At 62.7% G+C, this 14,887-nt stretch carries 13 protein-coding genes and 2 pseudogenes; 7 read left to right on the top strand and 8 right to left on the bottom strand.

The genetic code is table 11. The features are described 5' to 3' along the window. Positions 1-332 precede the first annotated feature (332 nt). The 5 genes and pseudogenes from ACO1XS_RS19970 to ACO1XS_RS19950 form a co-directional block, all read right to left on the bottom strand. Positions 333-683, bottom strand: a pseudogene (locus ACO1XS_RS19970) (FNR family transcription factor); the annotation flags it as partial. A gap of 57 nt (positions 684-740) precedes the next feature. After that, positions 741-1,010 (bottom strand): DUF2249 domain-containing protein, encoded by a 270-nt coding sequence (locus ACO1XS_RS19965; RefSeq protein ID WP_486391499.1) that lies wholly within the window; start codon positions 1,008-1,010, stop codon positions 741-743. A gap of 35 nt (positions 1,011-1,045) precedes the next feature. Then, entirely contained in the window at positions 1,046-1,588 is a 543-nt protein-coding gene (locus ACO1XS_RS19960; RefSeq protein WP_486391518.1) for a hemerythrin domain-containing protein, read from the bottom strand. A gap of 18 nt (positions 1,589-1,606) precedes the next feature. Beyond that, positions 1,607-1,974 (bottom strand): annotated as a pseudogene (locus ACO1XS_RS19955) (NnrS family protein); the annotation flags it as partial. Then, positions 1,971-2,495 carry an RrF2 family transcriptional regulator gene (locus tag ACO1XS_RS19950; RefSeq protein WP_486391498.1) on the bottom strand — a complete coding sequence of 175 codons (525 nt, stop codon included), beginning with the start codon at positions 2,493-2,495 and terminating at the stop codon, positions 1,971-1,973. The gene ACO1XS_RS19950 and the pseudogene ACO1XS_RS19955, both read right to left, overlap by 4 nt. A 493-nt stretch (positions 2,496-2,988) precedes the next feature. Here ACO1XS_RS19950 and ACO1XS_RS19945 point away from each other — a divergent pair, with 493 nt between their 5' ends. Continuing rightward, positions 2,989-3,252: a DUF2249 domain-containing protein gene (locus ACO1XS_RS19945; protein WP_486391497.1), complete on the top strand. Its 264-nt coding sequence runs from the start codon at positions 2,989-2,991 to the stop codon at positions 3,250-3,252. A 710-nt stretch (positions 3,253-3,962) separates the two neighbouring features. Next, positions 3,963-4,649 (top strand): MgtC/SapB family protein, encoded by a 687-nt coding sequence (locus ACO1XS_RS19940; protein ID WP_486391496.1) that lies wholly within the window; start codon positions 3,963-3,965, stop codon positions 4,647-4,649. Positions 4,650-4,683: 34 nt separating this feature from the next. On the opposite strand, the gene ACO1XS_RS19935 is transcribed toward ACO1XS_RS19940, so the two are convergent. Further along, complete coding sequence (locus ACO1XS_RS19935) at positions 4,684-5,919, bottom strand: MFS transporter (RefSeq protein WP_486391495.1); 1,236 nt, start codon at positions 5,917-5,919, stop codon at positions 4,684-4,686. Between the two features lie 103 nt (positions 5,920-6,022). Here ACO1XS_RS19935 and ACO1XS_RS19930 point away from each other — a divergent pair, with 103 nt between their 5' ends. Beyond that, the gene (locus ACO1XS_RS19930) at positions 6,023-7,000 is read left to right on the top strand and encodes a LysR family transcriptional regulator (protein WP_486391494.1); all 978 of its coding nucleotides are present in this window, start codon (positions 6,023-6,025) and stop codon (positions 6,998-7,000) included. 73 nt (positions 7,001-7,073) lie between these two features. On the opposite strand, the gene ACO1XS_RS19925 is transcribed toward ACO1XS_RS19930, so the two are convergent. After that, complete coding sequence (locus ACO1XS_RS19925) at positions 7,074-7,328, bottom strand: GlsB/YeaQ/YmgE family stress response membrane protein (RefSeq protein ID WP_173255638.1); 255 nt, start codon at positions 7,326-7,328, stop codon at positions 7,074-7,076. Between the two features lie 122 nt (positions 7,329-7,450). On the opposite strand from ACO1XS_RS19925, the gene ACO1XS_RS19920 reads away from it, so the two are divergent. The 4 genes from ACO1XS_RS19920 to ACO1XS_RS19905 all read left to right on the top strand — a co-directional run bounded on the left by ACO1XS_RS19920 (position 7,451) and on the right by ACO1XS_RS19905 (position 13,572). After that, the gene (locus tag ACO1XS_RS19920; RefSeq protein WP_486391493.1) at positions 7,451-8,701 is read left to right on the top strand and encodes an MFS transporter; all 1,251 of its coding nucleotides are present in this window, start codon (positions 7,451-7,453) and stop codon (positions 8,699-8,701) included. A gap of 437 nt (positions 8,702-9,138) precedes the next feature. Then, entirely contained in the window at positions 9,139-10,482 is a 1,344-nt protein-coding gene (locus tag ACO1XS_RS19915; protein WP_331572668.1) for an RNA polymerase sigma factor, read from the top strand. 72 nt (positions 10,483-10,554) lie between these two features. Then, positions 10,555-13,062 carry a penicillin-binding protein 1A gene (locus ACO1XS_RS19910; RefSeq protein ID WP_331572666.1) on the top strand — a complete coding sequence of 836 codons (2,508 nt, stop codon included), beginning with the start codon at positions 10,555-10,557 and terminating at the stop codon, positions 13,060-13,062. A gap of 135 nt (positions 13,063-13,197) precedes the next feature. After that, the gene (locus tag ACO1XS_RS19905) at positions 13,198-13,572 is read left to right on the top strand and encodes a VOC family protein (protein ID WP_331572664.1); all 375 of its coding nucleotides are present in this window, start codon (positions 13,198-13,200) and stop codon (positions 13,570-13,572) included. Here ACO1XS_RS19905 and ACO1XS_RS19900 read toward each other — a convergent pair. Continuing rightward, a complete protein-coding gene (locus ACO1XS_RS19900) occupies positions 13,526-14,887 on the bottom strand; it encodes a protoporphyrinogen/coproporphyrinogen oxidase (protein WP_486391492.1) in 1,362 nt (453 codons plus the stop codon). The genes ACO1XS_RS19905 and ACO1XS_RS19900 overlap by 47 nt on opposite strands.

The raw sequence follows: 14,887 nt of genomic DNA, 5'->3' as shown, positions 1-14,887 counted from the left end.
AACGATCTATGACTGCGTTTTCGCCGGGGCGACAGCGTCCGCCGCGTTCGTCGGGACTGTCCAGGGTTCCGGATGGACGGCGGGAGGATCGCTTGCCGGGAAGCTCTCCGCCCCAGCCTCGTCGATCAGGGCTTCGAGGTGATCTGCGCACTGACTGGCTGCGCACTCGATTTCATGAGCAATTTGCATAATAGTCCTTAATGATGGTTTCGGCCAAGTTAAGCCCGAGGCGTCTTTCAACGTGTGACGGCGTCGCCTTGCAAAATCGGACGACGAGACTTTCGCCTAACGACGTCACGTGAGGTCTGCCTCGGCACGCGTGACACCTGTTGATCTCGACCGAGGGTGTCGCCAACGAAGCCGAAACCCGTGACCTGCTCGTGCCCCTCGCGATGCATGACCACGGTCTTGAACGAACCGGCGCGGACTGCATAGATGCTTCCGAAGGTGTCTCCCGGGCGATACAAGGCATGCCCACGGTTCACGGTACGGACGCACTGCACAGCATCGTTGAGCCGCTCGTGAGCCACGGGGTCAATTGCGCTCTGGCTGCAAAGTTCTGCCATCGCACACGTCTTGCAGCCGATGTCTGCCGTCCACCTCCCTCGTTCGCCCGGCCGTGCGAACAGTTCATGGTGGGCGACAGAAGTGGGGCTTCTCTGGGGTACGGTTGTGGTCAGCATGCTTTCCTCTGTCCATGAATATCCAGGTGGGCGGATGCGTGGACCTACGCGGGCATTTCAATCCACGGCCTTCACGGTGAAGTCAATCACGATGTTGCCCGGCTCACGAGCGACGTATCCGATGTCCACGCGCGGCCCGAAGTGATGCTCAACCTGCGCCAGGAGGGGCAGCGGGTCGTGATCGTTGACAAAGCGCATCACCTCGCCTGGCTCCAGCGCATCAAGCGCGCCGAAAATGGCTGCGTGGCGGAAACGTCTCGCAATACCGCGCGCATCGAAGACGTACTGCTGGGAAAGAATGGGAAGGACGTCTGCTGGATTTCGCATGGATGTTTCTCCTGAAAGGCGGCCGATCGTGGCCGTCACTGCGGCGTGATGGTGCGTCGGGCCACCATGGCCGCGCTTAGTCTGGTCAGTTGCTGTCGATCAAGGCACGCTTCAGCAAATGGAAAGATCTGACTCTCTTCGAGCGCAATGTGAGCGCGGTAAGCGCCGACAAAGTCAGCTACCCAGCGCCGTTCGAGCAGCCTTGTTTTCCCGTCGGCGACGTTGGCGAGCACGGCGCCCAATTGCACCCATGCGGCCTCCAGGGATCGATGCTCGTCGAGCAAGGATGCTATCCGTCCGCCCACCGGCGAGCACTGGCGTTGACTGATCTCAATGAGCATAGGGAAGAGATCCTGTTCCTCGTCAGCGTGGTGATGCGGGCCCGCCACGTCGAAATAGCGCATGATGTTTCTGGCTGCCTGCTGCGCCTGCGTATCCGGGCCATGCAAAGGCAGATGCGCCGCGAGCTTCTCGAGCGTGGCGCACTGCGCGGCAATGCGCTCATGGCACGCCCTGAGCATTTCGATCGGTTCGTCGAAAGAGGGCGCGGGCTTGATCAAAAAGTTGTCGGACTTCATTTTGCGCTCACATCGTTTCGCTTCAAGCGGCTCCGGGCCGAACCAAACCGCGATGCGCCCAGCCAGCCACAAAAGCCATAACAGGGCCAGCGGCGCGCCAGATGGTGTTTCGAGCGATGTCCAGGCCCGCACCGCCGTCAGCAGGAAACGGCAACGATGGCCGCGGTAAACCCGAAGATCATCTCGTGCGCATGCCACAGGATACCGTTGAGTGACGTCATCCGGCCTGCAGGTGCAATGCCATGCAGCGCGCCAATCCACACGATCATGGCGAGTACACCGAACAGCGCACCCCCGAGATAAAACGGCCGGAAGCCGAGTCTCAGGACGGGCAGCTCCGACGCCGGAGACACGAAAAAGGAACGGCGCGGGAGATGCATTTTCATTGCCTGACTCCAGCGCGGCGGCTCGTACCGCCACGCGGGCCCGACACGGACATGGCATCCGGCACCAACTCGCGGCGCTGGGCTATGCCCAGGACGGTCGCCGCCACCGTAGGCGCCGCAATGGCCTCTCGCAGCGTCATGGTGTCGAGCTCGTGGAGAAAGGCGTCGACCGCCCGGTACAGCCTGCGCCTGAGGTTGCAGGCCGGAAAAATCGCGCAGTCGTGCGCGACGGTCATATCGTGGCAACGCACGACGGAAAAATCTTTCTCGGCGACACGCACGATTTCCCCTACCGAAATCTGCTCGGGCGCGCGTGCCAGGCTGGCGCCGCCGGCCCGGCCGCGCGTCGTCTCGATAAAGCCGGCGCGACTGAGCTCGTGGATGATTTTCGTCAGGTGATTGCGCGAAATCCCGTAGGCTCCCGCGATTTCGTCGATCGTCGCAACGCCGCCGTCCGGGTACTTCAGAGCCAGATACATCATCACCCGAAGCGTGTAATCGGTGTAGACGGTGAGGTGCATAGTGGCTCCATCCTTGAAGCGGCACGGTGGGTCCGAGCGCGGAGCGTCCAGCTTCGGCGCTCATTTAACATGCATTAAAAATATATCATTTACGCCAGATTCGCAATGATGCCGACCGATTGGCTTGATAGACCATGGTTGAGTGCCTGAACGATCTTCAGCGTGCCTGCACCCCGCCTCAGAGCGCCGACGGTGTCTGCGTCATTGCACGGTGCGACCAATTGACCCAGATCGGATTCGCGTGTGCGCCGCTGCGCTAAAACATGTATTGTCGATGCCTTTTATGCGCCAGGCAAATACAACCGACGAAGTACTGCCCGCGACGCAAGAAGTCGCACCCGCCGATATGCCGGTCGACGTAGCGCTGGTTTGGGAGCCGCTATGGTCCCCAGCCATGATGAGCGACGCAGCTCGCGAGGTGCTCCGTTGGCCTGTGCATTGAGGTCTCTTGCGCATCTCACGGTGTTTTTCTGTTTCATTCTGGAGTATGAACATGTCCGCTCCCACAATCTCTGCCGCCGTGATCGTCGTCGACATCGACACCGTTGATCCGCACGATCGTCATTCAATGGTTTTCAACACGTTTGCAAGACTGCCCCCCGGCCAGGCGCTCGAACTCGTATCGGACCACAATCCTGAGCCGTTGCTCGAGGAGTTTGTTGCCGAACTGCCGGACGAGTTCTGGTGGCAGGGCGAAAAGGGTTCCCTCGACCTGTGGCGCATGCTCATTGGCAAACCGGCGACGGCGCTCGATTGACTGTAATGACCGTGCGTACCACAACCGTCAAAGGTCAGAATCATGAACGACAGCCCTATCGTACAGCGGCCGATACCGCGCCGACGGTCAGCCACGCGCTGCATGACCGCCGTCCTTTTCCAGGCTGATCACGGTGCCGGAAAACACGGGAATCATCAGCACGCCGTGCCAGGTGAGCGTGTCAACGCGTGCGCCAGTGGCACGGCCACGTGCGCTAATCCGGTAAGGACCGCGCAGACGAGCAGTTGGGATAGTTGCGGTGATGCTCGCAGGCGCGGCCTGTGCGCTGTGGCGAGCGCACATGGAAAATCGTTCAGAATCGGTTTGACGCGGGGCGCCGGCATGGAGGCACCGCTTCAAGGCGGATGTACTACCCTGTCAAAGTCTGCTCCCTACCTTCGACATGCCACGTGGTGCAACGCTCCACATGAACGGCGTTGCTGCGCAGTCTGGCAAGCCATAGCAAGCCACCAGGAGAACGCCTGTGGAAACGAACGCGACAATCTGCGCCATTCGTCGATCTCCACGACGTCGACCTATCTGCACAGCGACGAAGTTCAGCGCGCGCGGCAGTTCGATCAGGCGTTTGCCGCACGGGATTTCAAGCAGTAGGCCGTTTATACGGACTTCCACATAAGCGCACCTGTTTTCACAACTTCGCCACTTATGATAGGAATTTACGCTTACCTTGTTCGCCCCCCTCTATTGACATGCAACACACGATAACCAACTTCGAGGTTTTAGGCCGACTCGTTTTTGCAGCGCTGCTTGGCAGCGCCATTGGCTTCGAGCGCGAGCGGATGAACTGGGCCGCCGGATTGCGCACACACATGCTCGTGTGTGTGGGCTCGTCGTTGATCATGTTGGTCTCGGCGTTCGGATTCGCCGATGTGTTGGGCGAAAAGAACGTCGTACTCGATCCGTCACGGATCGCCGCCCAGGTCGTATCGGGCATTGGTTTCCTCGGAGCCGGTTCGATTCTTCTGCGCGGGGAGATCGTGCGTGGACTCACGACGGCCGCGAGCCTCTGGTCCGTCGCAGGCGTCGGCCTGGCGGTCGGTGGTGGGATGTACACTGCCGCTATCGGCGCCACCATCATCATCCTGGTCATTCTTGCCGGGGTGAAACCGCTCGAACGTCGTTTTATTTCGGTCAAGCAACAGCGCAGTATCCACATGCTGGTCGAGCGCGGCAGCGTGTCGCTCGATAGTGTTCACGAGGCCCTCGGTACGGGTAGCGTCCGGGTCAAGCAGTTCATCGTCCAGCAGTCCGAAGACGATCCCGAACTCGACGACGTGCAGATCGGACTGTCTCGCACCGCGGACAGCGACTTCGCCGCTATCTGTGCGCGACTGGCGGCAATGTCCGGCGTTCGCGAATGCCGAAACGCCGGATGACGGCCTTCTCGGGTCACCGATCACCTATTACCGCTCAGCGCGGCCACATCCGCACCGCGAGCGCGGCCATCGACGACACCACCGCAAGCGCGATCACGCCAGCCCAGCCCCATTGCGCCAGAGCCAAGCTACCGATGCCCGCCCCCGCCGCCATGCCGATGAACATTCCGACGAACAGCACCGCATTCAAACGGCTACGCGACGCAGGATCGATGCCGTAGACGATCGTCTGATGTGCGATCAACGTCGCCTGCACACCGAGATCGAAGCCGACCGTCGCGAGCGCAAGCACGACCAGGTGCGTATGAGGCGCCATCGTCAGACCGATTGCCATCGCCGCGAACGAAAGCGTCGCAATAGCAATGCCGATGCGCGTGACTATCTCCGGCCCGCGGCGATCGGCCAAGCGCCCGGCAATGGGCGCGGCCAACGCGCCGGCCGCACCGGCAAGACCGAATGCGCCTGCCACCGAGCTGCCGAGGTGAAACGGCGCGCCGTGCAGCATGACAGCCAGCGTCGACCAAAACGCGCTGAAGCCCACTGAAAGCAGCCCTTGCGCGAATGCGGCGCGACGCAACGCGCGATGATGCCACCACAGATGTGCGAGCGAGCCGATCAAGGCGCGATACGACAGATGCGTCGTCGGCTTGAACGACGGCAGTCCCCGCCAAGCAGTCGCGCCGATCGCTGCGACGCTTGCCGCCGCAGCGGAGAACATTGCCCGCCAGCTGGCATGCTCGGCGACGAAACCGCTCACAACGCGCGACAGCAAAATGCCGAGCAACAATCCCGTCATCACCGTTCCGACCACCTTGCCGCGACTCGTGTCAGGCGCGAGCGTGGCTGCCGCAGGCACGATGTCCTGCACCATCGTCGCCGATAACCCGATCGCGAAACTGGCTGCCAGCAAGTATCCGATCGAAGGGGAAACCGCCGCGAGCAACAAAGCGCCGACGAGCGCAGTGGTCTTGACGAGAATCACGCGGCGCCGATCGAACCGGTCGCCGAGCGGCGCAAGCAGCAAGATGCCGAGCGCGTAGCCGAGCTGGGTCAGCATCGGCACCATTCCAACGACGCGTGTGGACGCGCCAAGATGAGTCTCCAGTATGCCGAGCATCGGCTGGCTGTAATAAAGCGTGGCAACGCCAAGGCCGGCGGCGGCCGCGAGCAGCAACACCAGGCGAGGACTGAGCGCAGCTGCCGAGGCTTGTGTCCGCGCGGTCTGCGGTAAAGCCGAGGACGCTGCATCGAGGGTCTGTGAAGTGGACATCGTCGGATCCTTATTCGGGTGTCGAATCAATGGACGCGAGTGTGACGTTCCTGCCATCGCCCTGGTAGTACCGCAGCATGCAGATTTGTTATACGCTGAGCGTATGACAACAAAATCTCGCCCTTTCGCCGCCCCAGGCGCCCGCTCGCGCACCCCGGAAGGTTTCACCGACAGTGCGAGCCAGCGTTTCGAGCTCATGGAAACGTTCGTGCGTATAGTCGAGGCCGGCAGCTTGTCGGCTGCCGCGGCGCAAATGCGAACGACACAGCCCACGATCAGCCGCCGCTTGCAGGCACTCGAACGGTCGCTCGGCGTGAGACTGCTGCAGCGCACGACGCACGCGATGCGGCTGACGGTCGATGGCGAACGGTGCTTCAAGCACGCCAAGCAGTTGCTGGCGAGTTGGGCATCGTTCGAGGCGGACGTACGCGGGGCGCAGGAGGAGCCCGAGGGATTGCTGCGAGTGGCGGTGCCGCACGCATTCGGTCAACACAGATTGGTCGAGCCGCTGGCGGCATATTTGAGCGATCACCTGCGCGTATCGGTCGAGTGGTTGCTGCGCGACGATGTGCGGGATTTCATCGCCAACGGCATCGATTGCGCGATCCAGGTGGGCGAGCCCAGCGACCCCGCCGTGGTGGCGGTCCGGCTGTCGAATGTCTCGAGGATCGTGGCGGCTTCGCCGTCGTTGCTCGAATATGGCGCGGTGCCGGAAGAACCGGAACAACTGATGTCTCTACCGTGGCTCGCGTTGCGGACGTATTACCGAACCGAGTTGACGCTGACACATGCAGACACGGGCGAGAAGCGCCGCATCTCGATCAACCCGCGCATGAGCACGGACAACTTGTATGCGCTTCGCAGCGCGGCACTGCTCGGCATCGGTGCATGCGCGAGCTCGGCTTGGCTGCTTGCAGACGATCTTGCCGCGCAGCGCCTCGTCCACCTCGCGCCAAAGTGGCAGGCCGCGGCACTGCCCGTTTACATCATCTATCCGCACGCGCAGTTTTATCCATCCCGGTTGCTGCGGTTCGTCGCGCTGATGCGTGAGGCCGTCCCGCTTGCGATAGGCGGCCTGTAGCGGATTCAGGCAATCCGCGCACCGACGGCCACGACAATTGCGGCCGTCGGTCACGGGCCCGTCGAGGCCGAATCTACGCCCGACGGATCAGTTTCCAAAGGACGAGAAGCACCACCGCGCCGGCCGTCGCCGTTATGATCGATGCGATGAACCCGCCGCCAATGTGAATACCCAGCACCCCCGCGAGCCAGCCGCCCGCGAACGCGCCAATGATACCGACGACGATATCGCCCAGTAGCCCGAAGCCTCCGCCGCCCACGATCAAGCCTGCCAGCCAGCCTGCGATGGCGCCGATCACGAGCCAAACGATAATTCCATGTGCTGCCATTTACATTCTCCTTTTGTCGTCACGGTGGCACTCCCCGCTATGCCCTCGCTGTGTCGGGCGATGTAGGGTAGCGGCTTGAAACGAAGAAATCTGTCAAAAATTGTTAGAACCGCAGGAGCCAGATGAAAGCAAGCGACACCCCCGATACGGCTCGGAACCGCGCCGGCACTCACAATATCGCATTGGCGGCGAGCCTCGCTTTGATCGCCTTCTCGCTTCGCACGCCGATTACGAGCGTGGGCCCGATCCTGCTGGAAGCGGTTCGCGCAACCGGGCTGACAACCACCGGTGCGAGTTTGCTGACTACCCTTCCCTCGCTCTGCTTCGGGTTGTTCGGGCCGATTGCGCCGATGCTGTCTCGTCGTATGGGCAGCGAACGGGCGTTGCTTCTCCTGCTGACGCTGCTTGCCGCGGGCACGGCATTGCGGGTCATACCGTCCTGGCAGCTTCTGTATCTCGGTCAGGTGGTGGCCTGTTTTTCGATTGGTTTGATGAACGTGCTGCTGCCCGGCGTCGTCAAGCGCGACTTTCCGCATCACGTCGCGCTCATGACCGGTCTCTACAGTGCCGCAATGTGCGCGGGCGCGGCGACCGCCGCGGCAGTCACGGCGCCAGCGGCAAACGCGATCGGGCAGCTATTCGGCAACACGAGCGGCAATGCGTGGGCATGGGCCTTGGCGATGTGGGCTCTGCCCGCTGTTTTCGCGATACTCATGTGGAGCACTCAACTCCCTCCGGCCGGCACGCGCATCGAACGGACTTCACGGGTCGTGCGCGGTTTATGGCGAGACCCCCTCGCCTGGCAGGTCACGCTGTTCATGGGCTCGCAATCGTCATTGGCGTACATCGTGTTCGGCTGGCTTCCGACCGTTTTGCGCATGCGAGGCATGAGTGCGGTCGATGCGGGGCTCATGCTTTCGCTCAGCGTGATGGCTCAGGCCGCGGCCTCTTTGCTGCTGCCATTTCTGATCGCGCGTCTCCCTGACCAGCGCTGGGTGAACGTCGGTGCGTTGTTGCTGACCGGGCTGAGCCTCGTGGGGTGTTTCTTCGCGCCGATCTCGACGATGTGGGGCTGGGCAGTGTTGCTCGGCATCGCTCAGGGTAGCGCCTTCACACTCGCCCTCACGGTCATCGGGTTGCGCTCGGGCGATTCGCATGTTGCCGCTCAGCTCTCGAGTATGGCGCAAGGCATCGGCTATCTGATCGCGTCGAGCGGCCCCTTCATCGCGGGTTCGCTCCTGCATGCAACCGGCTCGCTTTACAGTCTGGCATCCCTGTGCGCCGCCGTCTGCGCCGTGTCGGCGGGATTCGGTTATGCCGCGGGCCGGCGCGTGCATGTCCGAACCGGAGCATCGCCGCGCGGACAGTCTTGAGACCTCGGTCCGCCGAACCGCCGGGTCCGCGCGCGAACGCCTGAACGCCTGAACGCGCGCGTTCGATATTGCATTCGCCGCAAGCTGTGTCATCGATTCGTCACATAGCGTCCACCCGGGCATCGGTACATTTTCCCCTTGTCTCAATATTTGACAGCGATAGAGGGAATCTTCCCGGTTTCAGGGTGGATGACGCAACAATACGGAAATCCCTACGGCGCCAATTCTTACTATTTCTCGCAAAGCGCCGTATCGTTTAACGACGCTGCCCCGATGGCTCCCGGCCTGACCGAACCCATCGGCGAAACGCCAAAGGGGCATTGCGGTCACCGTCCGCGTATTCGATTCAGTCAACCGCATATCAAACAATCCACTGACCTACATCTTTTGAGTTGTTGAGTACCCTGAACCATTGCATCGCAAAACGAGAACGAGTCATGATGAGTTGTACTGACGAGCCCCACCTGTTCTGGTTCAGTCCGCGCGCACACGCCGCGCCCGCCAACATTCAAGCGCACGGAGCCGTTGCGCTTTCGTCGCCGTGCGAGCTCGACAACACCGAGCCTGCCGTTGTCTTCCTGGACTGCCGCGAAGCGGATGCGGCAAACGAATTGGCGAAGATGCGGGCCGAAACCGGCCCGAAACCCTATCTCATTCCCGTCGTGCGCCAACTTACGGCGGAGCGTGTCGTTTCGCTCGTCGTGCACGGCGCCAACGATGCGGTCACGGAGCGGGACATCGAACAGCCCGAAGGCATCATTCGGGACGCGAAAGGGCATGCAGGCTTGATTGGCCTCGCACTCGGCACGCAGGCCGGGCTCGCTCAAATACAGGCTCATGCGAATGCCATGGGTTCGCCCGTCTTCATGAAGGACGCCGATGGCATCTACATCGGCTGCAACGATCGATTCGAGAATTTTCTCGGCTTCGGACGCGAGGCCATCCAGGGCAAGACTGTGTATGACGTCGCGCCGTCGGAGCTTGCACTGACCTACCATCGTGCCGATCTGGACCTCGTGTCCTCGGGTGGGCTCCAAAGCTATGCCACCGGCGTGCGGCACGCCAGCGGCAAGATTTGCATGGTCCGCTTTTTCAAAAGTGCGATTCGCGACAGCGCTGGCCGCATCGCCGGTATCGTCGGCGCCATGCACGATATTGCCGATGTGCGCGGCCTGCGCGATACGCATGCCGAGTTTCAATCGGTCGCCCGCGAAATCAACGCCGAACTCGGCGGCGCACACGGGGCCGCGCCGGCGGTCGACCCCGACGCGCCCGTCGTCGAGCGCATCGCGCAACGCAACGCGGCTGCGCTCGCGCAGCTTTACAGGACTTATCACCGCCGTTTGACGCGTTTTCTCAATCGCATGAGCTGGAACGAGCAGTTGATCGAAGAGGTGATCAATGACACGTTCATGGTTGTCTGGAACAAGGCCGCGCAATTCCGCTACGACTGTGCAGCGTCGACCTGGATCATGAGCATCGCGTACCGTTGCGCGCTGAGCGCTTTGCGCCGCGAGCGTCACACGCGGCTGCTCGTACCGCTCGACGATTCGTACGCACTCATGCACTACTGGCACGACTACGAATCGAGCGATCTCATTTCCAAAGCACTCAATCTGCTGCCGGACGAACAGCGCCTGGTCATGTCGCTCGCCTACGTGCTAGGCCACTCCATGACGGAAATCGCCGACATCATCGATAGGCCGCCAGCCACCGTCAAGGCAATCCTGCACCGCGCCCGAAACAGTTTGCGGCGTGCGATGTCCACCCTCGGTCACTAACCGGGCGGCGATGCCCTGCTCCTCTTTTGGTACGATCGCGGCTTTCATTCTCGTTTTGCCTCGTACCGATAGATGATCGAGCCCGTCCAGCAATTGCTTCTCTCGGCGCGCAAACTGGCGCTTGCCGGACGCGCACGCCTGCGGCGCCCCACGCGGCGGGGCATCGCACTCGCGCTCGCGGCGGTCCCCGTTCTGTTCGTGCTCTACGTCCTGGCGCTGATCCCTCTGACTCCCGGTATCGGCGATATCCGCAAGGCACGCGTCGATCGCCCCGCCCAGATTCTTTCGTCGGACGGAAAGCTGCTGGCCGAATTCAAGCCGTCGAACCGCGAATGGGTCAAGCTGGCCGATATCTCGCCACGCGTCATCGATGCGCTGATCTCCACCGAGGACCATCGCTTCTACCAGCATCACGGTATCGACTGGCGGCGCACGATCGGTGCGGCGCTCCATACGTTCTCGGGCGACCGCCAAGGCGGCTCCACGATCACGCAACAGCTCGCCCGCAACCTCTATCCCGATGAAATCGGACGTGCACCGACCCTCACACGCAAGCTCAAGGAAGCGATTACCGCGCTGAAGATCGAGGCGGTCTACCGCAAGGACGAGATTCTCGAGACCTACCTCAATACGGTGCCGTTCCTCTATAACGCGTACGGAATAGAAATGGCCGCGCGCACGTATTTCGACACGTCGGCCGCGGAACTCGACGCGCGCCAGGCCGCGACGCTCGTCGGGATGCTCAAAGGCAATGCCTATTACAACCCGAGGCTCAACCCCGCGCGAGCGCTGCAGCGACGCAACACGGTGCTTGCCCAGATGGTCAAATACGGGCGGCTCACGCCGGCCCAGTACGCGTCGCTGCAAGCGCGTCCGCTGGGCATCGATTTCGAGCGGCAGACCGAGCCGCCCGGACCCGCGCCTCATTTCGCGCAGCAGTTGCGCAAATGGCTGATCGCTTGGGCCGATCGCAACGACTACAACATCTATGCCGATGGCCTCGTCGTGCATACGACGATCGACGCGAGACTGCAGACGATGGCAACGCAGGCCGTCGCATGGCAGACGAGTCAGTTGCAGAGCATAGCGAACCGCGCCTGGTCGGGAAGAGAAGGTTGCTCCGCGGCCAATCCGACTTTCGTCGCGTTCATGCGCGAGACCGATCTCTACCGCGCCGCCCGCGCGGCGGGTCAAAGCGAGTCGGATACGGTGAAGCAACTGGCGCGCGATCCATCCTTCATGCGCGCGCTGTGCACTGCGAAGACCGACATCCAGGCGGGTTTTCTCGCGATCGACCCGCGCACGGGCGAGATCCGCGCGTGGGTGGGTAGCCGCGACTTCGCGCGCGAGCCGTTCGATCACGTTCAACAAGCGCGGCGGCAACCTGGCTCGACATTCAAACCGTTCGTCTATGGCGCCGCCTTTGCGGCCGGCGCGAAAGCCGACGACAAGCTCGTCGACCAACCCGTCGCAATCGCGCTCAAAGGCGGGGAAATCTGGCGCCCCTCCGACGAAACACCCGCGAATGGGGACGCGTTCACGCTCCGGCGCGCGCTCGCCCTTTCGCGCAACCGGATCACCGCGCAGGTGATTGAACGCATCGGCCCGGCCAAGGTCGCCCGGTTGGCCCGCGCGATGGGTGTGCGCGAGAGTCCGCTCGAAGAGGTGCCCTCGCTCGCACTCGGCACCAGTCCCGTGACGCTGAAAGAAATGGTTGCGGCCTATAGCACCATCGCCGACGACGGCGTGTACCGCGCACCGCAGATGGTCACGCGAATCGACGATGCGAACGGTAACGTGCTCGCCGAGTTCGCTCCGGCACAAGCCGAGCGTGCGCTTGCCCCGGATGTCGATCGTACGCTCGTCGATGCAATGCGAGATGTCGTGAACTACGGCACCGGTTCATCGATTCGCAGCCGCTTTGGCATTCGCGCCGACGTTGCCGGCAAGACGGGCACGACGCAAGACGGCGCGGATGGATGGTTCATTCTCATGCATCCGGAATTGGTGGCAGGCGCGTGGGTAGGGTTCGACGACGGGCGCGTCACGCTGCGCAGCGATTATTGGGCGCAAGGCGCGCATACGGCATTACCGATCGTCGGGGAGTTCTTTCAGCGGGCGTTGCGTGCGCGAATCGTCGATGCGCGCGTGCGATTCGATACGGTAGCGGAGCCTTCCGCGTTCGAACAATTCCGCTCGCGCTTGAGCGAACGGCTGCAAGGATGGCGCGAGGCGCTCTTCGGCGGCGCAGCGCCGCAACGAGCCGCGACCGGCGCGGTTCGGACTCCCCCGGCTCCGCGGCCGCCGTCCGCCAGTGCAACCGAAGAGGCGAGCGGCGCAACGAACGTCAACGAATCCGCCGGCGCAGCGGTGCAGGATACTATCGAGACGCAGGCACAGCCGGCTGCGGCTGCAGCTGCGGCTGCGTCCGTGCCGGCGCCGGCGAGTACGTCGCAAGCAGCGTCCGCGCCGCCCTTCCCTGTTGTGCCCGATGCGGGTGGTGCGGCGTCGGAACCAGCGCAAACGGCGCCATCCGCACCGGCGGATATGGAGCGTGAAAGCGGCCCCCAACAGCAGTGACCAGCGTTGCCCGATTTCGGCGTAGCAGTGAGTACACGGACCCAAGCTCCGGTCGATGGGTCGGGAAGCTCGATCCGCTCTTGTTCCTTTGCTTTATGCAGCGCTATTGCCCGCTCTTCACGCGAGATTGACGACATGCAACCGACCCTTACCGCCATACTGCCCTGCAACGATCTTGACCGCACCGAGGCGTTTTTCGCACGGCTGGGCTTCAAGCGCGAGGCAGGCAGTCTCGGCGACTATCGAATGCTCGCCGACGGTTTCGGTGGGCGAGTCCACCTCAATCCGGCTGTCGAAGGGTGGCTCCTGCCGGGGCGCAATCCGTTCGGGCTTTACCTCTACCGCGAGGATGTAGACGAACTCGCCGCCGTGTTCGGTGCCGAAATCCTCGGAAGCGGCGACCCGAGCGACAAACCGTGGGGAATGTACGAGTTCGCGCTGAACGCACCCGATGACGTGTTGGTCAGAGTGGGATGGCCGACGCGCCTGCGCCGCTCTTCGCGAGGCTAGCCAGCACACGCGCCGCAGCACGCTCTCCTGAGCAAAGACTCGAGTTCGTCGTCGAACCGGAAAAGTAGTCGCCGGCCAGTTGCACCGGCGAGCCCGCATCGACCGATTGAACGAAGCTCCGCAGCGCCGACAGGTGCCCGGGAGCATTCACCGCGATCGATGGGCTCCACCGTTGTACATGCGTCCATTGCACGTCTGTCAGCAGATGCGGCAGTGCGCCGGCGAGCGTATCGAGCGCGGCTTTCCCGATCGCATCGTCGTCGAGATCGGCCCGCGGGTCGCTCCACGTCTGCCGCCAGTACGTCGTGACCAAGCCGCGGCCGGCGGGCGCTCGACCCGGTGCCTTGTTGTGTTCGAGGACGATCGCTCCGAGGTCTGGTTGTTCGACGCGGGGTACGAGCAGAAAACACGCCGGCTCAGCGGGCGGGACCGATAGCGCGAACGAGACATTGACGCATCTGCCATAGCGCACGCTCTCGAGAAACGCGCGCTGATCCAGCGTCCAGTTTCGATAAAGCTGCGCTGCCTGAAGCGCAGGCAATGCAATGACGCACGCGGCGGCCTCAGTGCTGTGCTGCTCCCCGTGCGCATCGCGCCACGTGACCGTGACCCCCGCTCGCGTGCGCTCCACCTCGAGCGCGGTCGCTTCCAGCCGCACATCATCGATATGGCGCGCCAGCCCTCTCGGCAAGAAGGCGACGCCGGATGGAGAATTGAAGAGCCCCCGGGTCGCGAGCACGCGGCGAATGAAAAACAGAAAGCTGGCCGCCGAATTGTCCTCCGCCGTATTGAGCGTCATACTCGCGCAGGTCGGTTCGACGAGGTAGTCGCGAATCTCGAGATTGAGGCGCCGCACTGCATACACGGGAGCGCTTTCACGGTCGGCGGCATGTGCGCGCGAAAGATCGAACCAGTCGAGCTTGTCTCCGAGCCGTATGCAATCCCATACCGCGCGCAACAGCGTCACCTTGCTGCGCGCGGAAAGCGGAATTCCGAGCATATCCTTGAGATTGCCCGCCTGAAAGCGGTGCACGTTGCCGTCGCGCACGAGACCGAAAAGGCTCGACGTGGGCACGATCTGATCGGCAAGACCCGCTTCGTCGATCAACTCCAACATGTGCCGGTAGCTGGTCGGCAAAAGACTCGCACCAAGGTCGATGCGGTAGCCATCCCGAAGATGCGTCGACATGCGGCCACCGACCTCGCCCATGCGCTCGAGCACCGTCACGCGAAGGCCTGCCTTGTTCAACCGGTAGGCCGCGGCGAGGCCAGCTACGCCGGCGCCCACGACGATGACACGCTCGCCCGTGGTCAC

Source organism: Trinickia sp., from assembly GCF_057351765.1.
Note: the sequence above shows the minus strand (reverse complement) of the source record. Positions and strands in the feature narration are given on the sequence as shown.

Excerpts from the sequence above, each read along its gene's own strand:
- ACO1XS_RS19965 (WP_486391499.1), bottom strand. The coding sequence starts at position 1,010 with ATGCGAAATCCAGCAGACGTCCTTCCCATTCTTTCCCAGCAGTACGTC.
- ACO1XS_RS19960 (WP_486391518.1), bottom strand. The coding sequence starts at position 1,588 with ATGAAGTCCGACAACTTTTTGATCAAGCCCGCGCCCTCTTTCGACGAA.
- ACO1XS_RS19950 (WP_486391498.1), bottom strand. The coding sequence starts at position 2,495 with ATGCACCTCACCGTCTACACCGATTACACGCTTCGGGTGATGATGTAT.
- ACO1XS_RS19945 (WP_486391497.1), top strand. The coding sequence starts at position 2,989 with ATGTCCGCTCCCACAATCTCTGCCGCCGTGATCGTCGTCGACATCGAC.
- ACO1XS_RS19940 (WP_486391496.1), top strand. The coding sequence starts at position 3,963 with ATGCAACACACGATAACCAACTTCGAGGTTTTAGGCCGACTCGTTTTT.
- ACO1XS_RS19935 (WP_486391495.1), bottom strand. The coding sequence starts at position 5,919 with ATGTCCACTTCACAGACCCTCGATGCAGCGTCCTCGGCTTTACCGCAG.
- ACO1XS_RS19930 (WP_486391494.1), top strand. The coding sequence starts at position 6,023 with ATGACAACAAAATCTCGCCCTTTCGCCGCCCCAGGCGCCCGCTCGCGC.
- ACO1XS_RS19925 (WP_173255638.1), bottom strand. The coding sequence starts at position 7,328 with ATGGCAGCACATGGAATTATCGTTTGGCTCGTGATCGGCGCCATCGCA.
- ACO1XS_RS19920 (WP_486391493.1), top strand. The coding sequence starts at position 7,451 with ATGAAAGCAAGCGACACCCCCGATACGGCTCGGAACCGCGCCGGCACT.
- ACO1XS_RS19915 (WP_331572668.1), top strand. The coding sequence starts at position 9,139 with ATGATGAGTTGTACTGACGAGCCCCACCTGTTCTGGTTCAGTCCGCGC.
- ACO1XS_RS19910 (WP_331572666.1), top strand. The coding sequence starts at position 10,555 with ATGATCGAGCCCGTCCAGCAATTGCTTCTCTCGGCGCGCAAACTGGCG.
- ACO1XS_RS19905 (WP_331572664.1), top strand. The coding sequence starts at position 13,198 with ATGCAACCGACCCTTACCGCCATACTGCCCTGCAACGATCTTGACCGC.